Below are 10,123 nucleotides of genomic sequence, written 5' to 3'. Positions count from 1 at the left end.
AAGCTGAAGATCTGGGAAAAGCACGGCATCAAGCAGGCCGGCTTCTTCACGACTCTGGTGGGCGAGTCCAACCAGGAACTCACTTACTTCCTTGCCTGGGAATCGCTGGCCGATCGCGAGAAGAAGTGGAACGCCTTCGCGGCCGATCCGGAATGGCATGCCAAGCGCGCGGAGACGGAGAAGGACGGCCAGATCGTCGCCAACGTTTCCGTCCAGATGCTGTCGCCGACCGCCTTCTCGTCAGTCAAATAGCGACGCTCACTCCACCTTCAGTCCGGCTTCCTTGGCGAGACGGGCCCACTTGGCGAGATCGTCGGCGACGTAGGCGGCGAACTCGGCCGGTGTGCCGAACTGCGGATCGGCGCCCAATTCGGTGAAGCGGCGCGCGACGTCGGGAGAGCGGATCGTGGCATCGACCGCGTCGTGGAGGCGCTCGACCAGGATGGTGGCTGCGCCGGCCGGCAGGAAGATGCCGTAGGAGATCGCGGCTTCGTAGCCCGGCAGGCCTGCTTCGGCGATGGTGGGAATGTCCGGGGCCGCCGGCGAACGCATCGGCAGGGTCTGGCCGAGCGCGCGCATCTTGCCGGCCTTCGCATGCGGCAGTGCGGTCGAGAGGCCGCCGAAATAGAGATCGACCATTCCGGCCATGAGATCGGCCATCGCCGGCCCACCACCCTTGTAGGGTACGTGCACGATGTCGACCCGGCCCATCGACTTGAAGAGTTCGAGCGCCAGATGGGTAGCGCCGCCCGCGCCGGCCGACGCGCCATTGAGCTTGCCCGGCTGGGCGCGGGCCAGTGTCAGCAGCTCGGCGACGTTCGTGGCCGGCAGGTCGTTGCGCACCACCAGCAGCATGGGGTTGATGCCGACGGGGGCCACCGCGGCGAAGTCGGTACGCACATCGTAGGGCACGCTGCGGCTGAGGGCGGGCGCCACCGTGGTCGAGCCGTTGGAGGCCAGCATGAACACGCTGCCGTCCGGCGGGGCCTTGGCGACCGAAGCCGCCGCGATCTCGCCGTTGGCGCCGGCGCGGTTTTCGACCACGACGGTGCGCTTCAGTCGTTCGCCGATCCCCGGTGCGATCACGCGTGCCAGCAGATCGTTCGGTCCACCTGGCGGAAAGCCGACGATGAGACGCAGCGGACGATCGGGAAAGTCGGCCGTCTGCGCACGGGCGGACGCCAGTGGCAAAGCGGAGAGGCCGGCAATCGCGGCACGACGGGAGACCTTGATCATGAGTGAATTATGCTAGGCTTCTCGCCTTAAGGGAGGAAATAAAATGCAACGCAGGACATTTGTTGGCGCGGCCGCCGCTTTTGGGACTTTGGCCGGCTTTCCGGCGCTGGCGCAGAAGATCGGCGGCGACGCGCGCATTCTTTGCGGCTTTCCGCCGGGAGGGACCGCGGACCTGTTGTGCCGTATCCTGGCCGAGGCCGCCAAGTCCGAGGTCGGTCAGAATGTGATCGTCGAGACCAAGACCGGCGCCAGCGGTTTCATCGCCAACGAGACGGTGGCCAACTCACCGCCCGACGGACGTACCGTCGGACTGGCTGCGATGGCCGCGATGTGCGTCTCGCCCGTGATGCCGGGCCAAAAGCTGCCGATCAATGTCGACACCGATCTGACACCGATCGCCAACGTCGCCGGCGTCTACAACATGCTGGTGTTCGGCAAGCACGTGAAGTTCCGCACTGTGCCGGAGCTGATCGCCGAGGCGAAGAAGGATCCGGGCAAGATCAGCTACGCTTCGGCCGGCAACGGCACCTCGCAGCATCTGGCGGGCGAACTCTTCAAGAAGATGGCCGGCGTCAACCTGCTGCACGTGCCCTATCGTGGCGGCGCGCCCGCCATCCAGGATCTCGTCGCGGGCAATTGCGACGTGATGTTCGGCAACATGCCGGAGTTCCTCGGCCAGATCGGCCCCGGCAACCTGATCCCGATCGCCTTCGGCTCGCCGCGTGTGTCGCCGCTGTTCCCCAACCTGCCGCTGATGTCGTCGTTCCTTCCGGGCTACGAGGTCGTGAACTGGTTTGCCGTGTTCGGACCGAAGGCGCTGCCAGCCGACTTGACCGGTCTTTGGAACAAGGCACTGCGCGCGGCCGTCGCCAAGCCGGAAGTCCAGAAGCGTTTCCTCGAGAGCGGCATGGACACGGTGATCGGCTCGCCGGAGCAGCTGAAAGCCACGATCGTCGCCGATCGCAAGAAGTGGGCGGAAGTCATCCAGGCGGCCGGGATGCGGGCGGACTGAGCCGGCGCGGAGCGCCGCCGTGCCACTGGTGAGGACCGCGCACGGGGTGCTGCATTACGACGACGTCGATCGGGTCGCGCCTTGGCAGACGGGGAGCGACCCGATCCTGTTCCATCATGGCATCGGCGCCAGCGCCGAACTCTGGGCAGGCTGGCATCCGGCACTCGCCGACCGCTACCGGCTCGTGGCCTTCGACATGCGCGGCTACGGTCGCTCGCATGTCCCACCAGTGGGCTTCAAGTGGTCACTCGACCTGCTGGTCGACGACCTGTTTGCCATAGCCGATGCAGCCGGCCTCAGGCGCTTCCATCTCGTGGGCGAGTCGATCGGCGGCACGGTGGCGCTGGCGGCGGTCCTGGCGCGGCCGGAGCGGATCGCCACCCTCACCGTCAGCAACGGTGCGCATCTCGGCGCCTCGATCCAGCGTGTCGAGGCCTGGCGGCGCCAGCTCGACGAGGGCGGCGTGAAGGCGTGGTCGGATACCTTCATGTCCGACCGCTTCCACGACGACGCGCTGTCGCCGGAGCGTCGGGCCTGGTTTGCTGCGCAGCAGGAAAAATGGCCCCGCGACTCCATCCTCAACGCCCTCGGCGTCCTGGTCGGCACCGACCTCACGACGCGCCTGCGCGAGATCCGCTGTCCAACCCTGCTGCTGCATCCTGACGGCAGCCCGTTCATCCCGGTCCCGATCATGGCCGAACTGCATCGGCACCTGCCCGACGCCGAGCTCAACGTCATCGGGCATTCGCGGCATGGATTGCCTTATTCTCATGCCGATCGGTGTGCGATGCTGTTGCGCGCCTTTCTCGACTCCCGCAAGACCGGCTGATATCGATTCGTCGATCGGGTGGGTTTGGACGGCGGCATTTCGAGAGGAAGCCATGAGACGCGTGCTGGCTGCAGCGACTGCCCTTGCGATCGCCTTTTTCTCGACGGCTGGCTTCGCCCAGGAAAAACTCTCGGTCTGGTGGGAGAAGGGATTCTACAAGGCCGAGGACGAAGCGCTTCTCGTCGCGATCAAGAAGTATGAGGCGAAAACCGGCATCAAGGTCGAGCTGTCGCAATACGGCGCCCAGGAGATGGCGGCGAAGCTGGTCGCGGCCGTCGACTCCGGCTCGCCTCCGGATGTCGCCTACGCCGACGCGCTCGACATGCAGTTTGCTGGCAAGTGGGCGTTCGACGGCAAGCTCGAGGATATTTCCGACTTGATCGAGCCCATGAAGGGTCGCTTCTCGCCCAATGCGATCGGCACGGCTTTTCTCGCGAACAACAAGACCGGGAAGAGGGCCTACTATGCCTTCCCGATCAGGCAGCAGACCCTGCAGGTCCAGTATTGGAAGGACATGCTGGGCGTCGCCGGATTCAAGGAAAGCGACATCCCGGGCGCCTGGAAGGATTACTGGTCGTTCTGGTGCGACAAGGTGCAGCCCGGCTATCGAAAGGCCACCAATAGCGGCGTCTTCGCCGTCGGCAGCCCGATGGGGGTGGAGTCGAGCGACTCCTTCTGGTCTTTCCTGAGCTGGGCTGACGCCTACGGCGTGAAACTGGTCGACGAGACGGGCAAGTTGCTGGTCGACGATCCCAAGGTGAAGGCGGGCCTCGTCTCGGCACTGCGCGACTACACCGCTCTCCATGTGAAGGGCTGTACGCCGCCCGCTTCGACGGCGTGGAAGGATGCCGACAACGATGACGCATTCGACGGTCGATCGGTCGTGCTGACGCACGCCCGCGCCATGTCGATCGTCGCCAAGTGGCTCGACATTGCCAACAACGCGGCGCTCAGCCCCGAGCAACGCGCTGCCGGCCGCAGGGCCTACGATCAACTGATTGCAACCGCTGGATTTCCGACCAGGCCGGATGGTTCGCCGATGGTCTACCGCGTCTCGGTCAAGGTGGGCGTCATCTTCCTCGAGTCGAGGAACAAGAAGCGCGCACGCGAGTTCGTGAAGTTCGTACTCGAAGAAGAAAACCTGAGACCCTACGTCGAGAGTGCGCTCGGCCGCTGGTTCCCGGTGACCAAGGCCAGCCAGGAGAGCCCGTTCTGGAAAGCCGACAAGCATCGTGAGTCGGTCTACGACCGCTTCAAGGCGGGCACCGTGCCGTTCGAGTTCACGAAGAATTACAAATTTTCCACGGTCAACAGCGAGAACGTCTGGGCGAAGGCGATGAGCCGCGTTGTGACCGACAAGGTCGCCGTCGAGCAGGCGGTCGACGAGATGATCGCCAGCATCAAGAAAATCGTGAACTGAGCAGGCGCCCGGACGCTGCGGCGAAGAGCTAGGCGCGGGCGGGCTGAAGCGGCGCGGCGGCGGCGCGCGCCGCCAACCGCTTGCGGTCGGCCTCGGGCCGGATGAAGAGCAAGCCAATGATGCCGCCGACCAGCAGCAGCGCCCCCAGGATGACGAAGCCCTGCTCGTAACCGGCCTGGCGAGTGGCGGCGTATTGCACGACGCGGCCCATCGCGAACGGCGCGATGACGCCGGCGAAGGTCACTGTCGACGTGGCGATGGCGAGCATGGCCGCGCGCTGCGGCTGCGGCGTGAGCTCGCTCACGATCATCGGGATGACGACAAAGATCGTGCTGCCGACGGCGGTGCCGACCACCAGCAGGGCGATCTTGAGGCCGGGGTCGGAGACCATGGCGATGAAAGGCAGCACGCAGCCGCCCAAGGCGACCGTGGCGGCGGCGAAGGCGCCACGGCAGACTCTGCTCGACACACCCGCCTTCTTGAGGCGTTGGGACAGCCAGCCCCCACCCAGCACGACGATCATGCCGAAGATCCACGGCAGGATGAAGAGATTGCCCCCCATCGTCTGGCTGAAGCCGAGGCCATCGACGAGATAGGCGGTGAACCAGGTGAGCCCGAGCGCCAGGCCCCAATAGCTGGCGAACCCCGCGCAGCACACCGCCAGGATGCTGGGGCAGGTGAGCAGATAGCGGTAGGGGATGCGCTCGGCCGCGGTTTCCGCGCCCTCGACCACGATCGGACTGTCTTCCAACGTGCCCTCGCGGCCGAGGAACAGCCAAAGCACGGCCCACGCCAGTCCGACGACGCCCAGCGCGCCGAACGCCCAGTGCCAGGAATAGTTGACGATGATGTAGTTCAGCAGCGGCACTGCCACGATCACGCCGAGCGCGGAGCCCTGGGCCACGATCGCCGTCGGGATGCCCCGCAGCGCATCGGGGAACCATTTATAGAGCGCGTGCGTGGCCACCGGGCCGGCCGGGCCTTCACCGGCGCCCAACACGATGCGGCAGGCGATCAGCACCTCGAAGGTTACCGTGCCCAGCATGGGAAACTGCACGAGCGACCAGACGATCGCCATGACGAGCAGCATGTGGCGCGTCTGCACCCGGTTGGCGAGGAAGCCGCCGGCGACGCCGGTGACGGCGAACAGGAAGAAGAAGGACGATCCCAGGAAGCCGAACTGCTCGGGCGTGAGATTGAGCTCCGCCATGATCGGCTTGGCGGCCAGACCGACCACGACCTTGTCGGCGAAGTTGATCAGCATGAAGAGGAAGATCAGGGCGGTCATGCCCCAGGCTCCCTTGAGGGGACGGTCGTGCTGCGTCACGCGGCGTTTCTCCTTGGCGTCCCGTTGCCCGGGTATTCGCGGCCATCTGACAGGGAAGGAACCTGCCCCGTCAAGGAATGACGGGCGCGCGTGCGGTCAGAGGCGGGCGGCCAGGCGCCTGCGATCGGCTTCGGGCCGGATGAAGAGCAGGCCGACGATCCCGCCCACCAGAAGCAGGCCGCCCAACAGGGTGAAGCCACGGTCGTAGCCGGCCAGGTGCGTGGCGGCATCCTGCACGACGATGCCCATGGCGAACGGGGCAATGACGCCGCCCAAGGTCACGATCGAGGTCACGATGGCGAGCATGGCGGCGCGCTGCGGTTGCGGCGTCAATTCGCTCACGACCATGGGAACGACGACATAGATCGTGCTGCCGATCGCCGTGCCGGCCACCAGGATTGCGAGCTTGATGGCTGGCTCGGCCGCGAAGCCGATGAAGGGCAGGATGCAGCCGCCGAGGATGACGGCGGTGGAGCCGAAGATGCCACGCGAGACGCGGCTCGAGACGCCGCGGGCTTTCAGCCGCTGCGAGATCCAGCCGCCGCCCAGCACGACGACCATGCCGAAGAGCCACGGCAGGACGCTGAGGTTACCGCCGGCCGTCTGGCTGTAGCCCAGGCCTTCGACCAGATAGGGCGTGAACCAGGTGAGGCCAAGCGCCAGGCCCCAGTAGCTGGCGAAGCCCGTGCAGCACACCGCCACGATGCTGGGGCAGGTGAGAAGCAGACGGTAGGGAACAGGCTCACCGCCACCGCCGCCGCCCGTGCCCGCAGCGACCGGCGGGTCGACCAACGTGCCTTCGCGGCCGAAGAAGAACCACAGCACCGACCACAGCAGGCCGGCGACGCCGAGCGCGCCGAACGCCCAATGCCAGGAATGGTGGACGATGATCCAGTTGAGCGCCGGCACCGCGGCGATGACGCCGATTGCCGACCCCTGCGCAACGACGGCCGTCGGCACGGCGCGCAGAGAATCGGGAAACCACTTGTAGAGGGCGTGGGTGGCGACCGGACTGGCCGGCCCCTCGGCGGTCCCGAGGAGAATGCGACAGGCGATCAACACCTCGAAGCTCACCGCGCCCAGCATCGGGAACTGCAGCATCGACCAGAAGGCCGCCATGACCAGCAACGTGTGTCGGGCCTGGACGCGGTTGGCGACGAAACCGACCAGCACGGCCGAGAAAGGGAACACGAAGAAGAACGCCGAACCGATCAATCCGAACTGCTCGGGGCTGAGCTTCAGCTCCTCCATGATCGGCTTGGCGGCGAGGCCGACCACCATCTTGTCGGCGAAGTTGATCAGCATGAACAGAAAGATCAGGCCGGTCATGCCCCAGGCCCCCTTGAGGGGCCGATCGCGCGGTGTCATGCGCCGCATATGACAAGGCGGGCATGTCGCGCGCAAGGGCGGCACCCTGCATCCGTGCGGAACAAAAAACGGGCCGACCCGAAGGTCGGCCCGTCGCCGTTGGATCGTTTGGAGAAGCCTAGCCCTTGATGAGCGGGCACTTACCGTCCTTCATTGGACGGAAGGCCTCGTTGCCGGGCACGGTGGCCAGCAGCTTGTAGATGTCGTCCTTGCTCTTGGACTCCGCCGGCGACTTCACCTGGAACAGGTACATGTCGCGCTCGACGCGGCCGTCCTCGCGCAGCTTGCCGTTCTTGGTCATGACGTCGTTGATCGGGATCTCGCGCATTTTGGCCATCACCGCCTTGGCATCGTCGGTGCCTGCCGCCTGCACGGCCTTGAGGTAGTGTAGTGTCGAGCTGTAGGCGCCTGCCGTCAGCATGCTGGGGATCTTGTCGCGCTTGGCACGGAAGCGCTTGGTCCAGGCGCGGGTCTCGTCATTGAGATCCCAGTAGAAGGACTCGGCCAGCACCAGACCCTGGGCCACCGGCAGGGTGAGCGCCACGACGTCGGTCGAGAACACGAGGAGGCCGGCGAGGCGCTGGCCGCCCTTGACGATGCCGAACTCGTTGGCCTGCTTGATCGAATTGATCGTGTCCTGGCCCGCGTTGGCGAGGCCAATGATCTTCGCCTTGGATCCCTGAGCCTGCAGCAGGAACGAGGAGAAGTCCTGGGTGCTGAGCGGATGCCTGACGCCGCCCAACACCTTGCCGCCCGATGCCACCACGACCGCCGTCACGTCACGCTCGAGCGCATGGCCGAACGCGTAGTCGGCCGTGAGGAAGTACCACGAGTCGCCGCCGCCCTTGACGATGGCGCCGCCGGTCACCTTGGCAAGCGCATAGGTGTCGTAAACCCAGTGCGCGCCGGTCGGCGAGCAGGCCGGGCCCGTGAGGTCGGCCGAGGCGGCGCCGGTGATGATGTCGATCATCCCCTTTTCCTGGGAGATCTTTCGCACCGCGAGCGCCACCGAGGAGGTGCCGAGGCCTGTGATCATTTTCACGCCATCGACGTCGTACCACTTGCGCGCGATCGCCGCGCCGACGTCAGGCTTGGTCTGGTGGTCGGCCGACAGCAGCTCGATCGGCCGGCCGAGAACCTTGCCGCCGAAATCGTCGATTGCCATCTGGGCGGCCTCGACCTCACCCAGATTTAAGTCGGCATAGACGCCTGAGAATCCCTCGGTGATGCCGATTTTGAACGGCACGGGCGCCTGGGCCTGCGCGATGGCGACGACTCCCACGGCGGTCAGACCGATCGCGGCAGCTAACGCACCGGCGTACCGGACAGTTGTTCTGAACTTCATAACGCTTCATCCTCCCAGCAACGCTTCCCGTTGCGACTCGGGAAATGTAGCCGCCGGCCGTGGCCGACGCCAGTGCTGGACAGGCGCGCCAAGCTCCGATTAATTCGCTTCACCGCAAGGGGGGCGGATGGCCGAACAAGAAACAATCCTCGAGGCGAACGGGCTGACGAAAGAGTTCAAGGGCTTTGTCGCGGTAAAGAACGTGGATTTGCGCGTTCGCCGCCATACGATCCATGCCCTGATCGGACCCAATGGCGCCGGCAAGACCACGTGCTTCAACCTGCTGACGCACTTCCTGTCGCCAACCGCCGGGCGCATCTATTTCAACGGTCGCGAGATCACCGGCAGCTCGCCCGCGGCCATCGCGCGCATGGGGCTGGTCCGGTCGTTCCAGATCTCCGCCGTGTTTCCCCATCTCTCGGTACGCGAAAATGTGCGCGTCGCGCTCCAGCGCAAGATCGGCAACTCCTTCCATTTCTGGCGCTCCCAGAAGGTGCTCGACCGGTTCGACCGGCGCGCCCTGGAACTGGTCGAGGCGGTTGGCCTCAGCGCCTTCGCCGAACTGCCCGCTGTCGAACTGCCCTACGGCCGCAAGCGGGCGCTCGAGATCGCCACCACGCTCGCCCTCGAGCCCGAGATGATGCTGCTCGACGAGCCGATGGCGGGGCTCGGCCAGGAGGACATCAAGCGCATCGCGGCTCTCATCCGTACGGTGGCAAAGGATCGAACCGTGCTGATGGTCGAGCACAACATGTCGGTCGTTGCCGACCTCTCCGACACCATCACGGTGCTGGCCCGCGGCGAGGTGCTGGCCGAGGGTCCCTATGCCACGGTGTCGAAGCATCCGGCGGTCATAGAGGCTTACGTTGGTACCGGTCATGGCTGAGACGCTCCTGAAAGTGGACGGCCTGCAGGCCTGGTACGGCGAGTCGCACATCCTCCATGGCGTCGGTTTCGAGATCGGCCACGGCGAGCTCGTCACGCTGCTCGGCCGCAACGGCGCCGGCAAGACGACGACCTTGAAGTCTGTCATGGGGATCGTCGAGAAGCGCACGGGCTCGGTGACGTTCGAGGGCCGCCAGCTTGTCGGCCATCCGTCGAACGAGATCGCCAGGCTCGGCATCGCCTATTGCCCGGAGGAGCGCGGCATCTTCTCCAGCCTCAACGTCGAGGAGAATCTGCTGTTGCCGCCGGTGGTGAAGCCGGGCGGCATGAGTCTGGCCGAGATCTATCAGCTCTTTCCCAATCTCGAGGAACGCCGGCGCAGCCAGGGCACCAAGCTGTCGGGCGGCGAGCAGCAGATGCTGGCGATCGGCCGCATCCTGCGCACCGGCGCCCCCCTGCTGCTGCTCGACGAGCCGACCGAGGGGCTGGCCCCGGTCATCGTGCAGCGCATCGGCGACATCATCCGTCAGCTCAAGAGCCGCGGTTTCACCATCCTGCTGGTCGAGCAGAATTTCCACTTCGCTGCCACCGTCGCCGACCGTCACTACGTGATGGAGGACGGCCGGGTGGTCGACATGATCGCCTCGGCCGATGTGCAGCAGAATATCGGCAAGCTGCAAGCGTACCTGGGGGTCTAGGCG

At 65.7% G+C, this 10,123-nt stretch carries 10 protein-coding genes; 6 read left to right on the top strand and 4 right to left on the bottom strand.

Annotation, left to right across the window (positions count from 1 at the left end; all coding sequences use genetic code 11):
- The coding region (locus EPO55_RS09835; protein WP_296336519.1) for an NIPSNAP family protein at positions 1-252 on the top strand (252 nt) is incomplete at its 5' end.
- Between the two features lie 6 nt (positions 253-258).
- Here the strand turns inward: EPO55_RS09835 and EPO55_RS09830 are convergent.
- Positions 259-1,236: a tripartite tricarboxylate transporter substrate binding protein gene (locus EPO55_RS09830; RefSeq protein WP_296336518.1), complete on the bottom strand. Its 978-nt coding sequence runs from the start codon at positions 1,234-1,236 to the stop codon at positions 259-261.
- A 43-nt stretch (positions 1,237-1,279) separates the two neighbouring features.
- On the opposite strand from EPO55_RS09830, the gene EPO55_RS09825 reads away from it, so the two are divergent.
- The 3 genes from EPO55_RS09825 to EPO55_RS09815 are packed head-to-tail and all read left to right on the top strand — an operon-like array spanning position 1,280 to position 4,497.
- Entirely contained in the window at positions 1,280-2,248 is a 969-nt protein-coding gene (locus EPO55_RS09825; protein WP_296336517.1) for a tripartite tricarboxylate transporter substrate binding protein, read from the top strand.
- A gap of 19 nt (positions 2,249-2,267) precedes the next feature.
- Complete coding sequence (locus EPO55_RS09820) at positions 2,268-3,077, top strand: alpha/beta hydrolase (RefSeq protein WP_296336515.1); 810 nt, start codon at positions 2,268-2,270, stop codon at positions 3,075-3,077.
- A gap of 52 nt (positions 3,078-3,129) precedes the next feature.
- Positions 3,130-4,497 (top strand): ABC transporter substrate-binding protein, encoded by a 1,368-nt coding sequence (locus EPO55_RS09815; RefSeq protein ID WP_296336514.1) that lies wholly within the window; start codon positions 3,130-3,132, stop codon positions 4,495-4,497.
- A gap of 28 nt (positions 4,498-4,525) precedes the next feature.
- Here the strand turns inward: EPO55_RS09815 and EPO55_RS09810 are convergent, their stop codons facing one another.
- The 3 genes from EPO55_RS09810 to EPO55_RS09800 form a co-directional block, all read right to left on the bottom strand.
- The gene (locus EPO55_RS09810) at positions 4,526-5,824 is read right to left on the bottom strand and encodes an MFS transporter (RefSeq protein WP_296336513.1); all 1,299 of its coding nucleotides are present in this window, start codon (positions 5,822-5,824) and stop codon (positions 4,526-4,528) included.
- 96 nt (positions 5,825-5,920) lie between these two features.
- Positions 5,921-7,153, bottom strand: a complete 1,233-nt coding sequence (locus EPO55_RS09805) for an MFS transporter (protein ID WP_296336512.1) — start codon at positions 7,151-7,153, stop codon at positions 5,921-5,923.
- Positions 7,154-7,310: 157 nt separating this feature from the next.
- Positions 7,311-8,537: an ABC transporter substrate-binding protein gene (locus EPO55_RS09800; protein ID WP_296336511.1), complete on the bottom strand. Its 1,227-nt coding sequence runs from the start codon at positions 8,535-8,537 to the stop codon at positions 7,311-7,313.
- A gap of 127 nt (positions 8,538-8,664) precedes the next feature.
- Here EPO55_RS09800 and EPO55_RS09795 point away from each other — a divergent pair, with 127 nt between their 5' ends.
- Positions 8,665-9,423 carry an ABC transporter ATP-binding protein gene (locus tag EPO55_RS09795; protein ID WP_296336510.1) on the top strand — a complete coding sequence of 253 codons (759 nt, stop codon included), beginning with the start codon at positions 8,665-8,667 and terminating at the stop codon, positions 9,421-9,423.
- The gene (locus EPO55_RS09790) at positions 9,416-10,120 is read left to right on the top strand and encodes an ABC transporter ATP-binding protein (RefSeq protein ID WP_296336509.1); all 705 of its coding nucleotides are present in this window, start codon (positions 9,416-9,418) and stop codon (positions 10,118-10,120) included. The genes EPO55_RS09795 and EPO55_RS09790 overlap by 8 nt, the downstream gene beginning before the upstream one ends.
- Positions 10,121-10,123: the final 3 nt, after the last annotated feature.

Source organism: Reyranella sp. (genome assembly GCF_004296935.1).
GTDB lineage: Bacteria > Pseudomonadota > Alphaproteobacteria > Reyranellales > Reyranellaceae > Reyranella.
The sequence above is the reverse complement of the archived record's forward strand: the minus strand, read 5'-3'. Positions and strand labels throughout refer to the sequence as shown.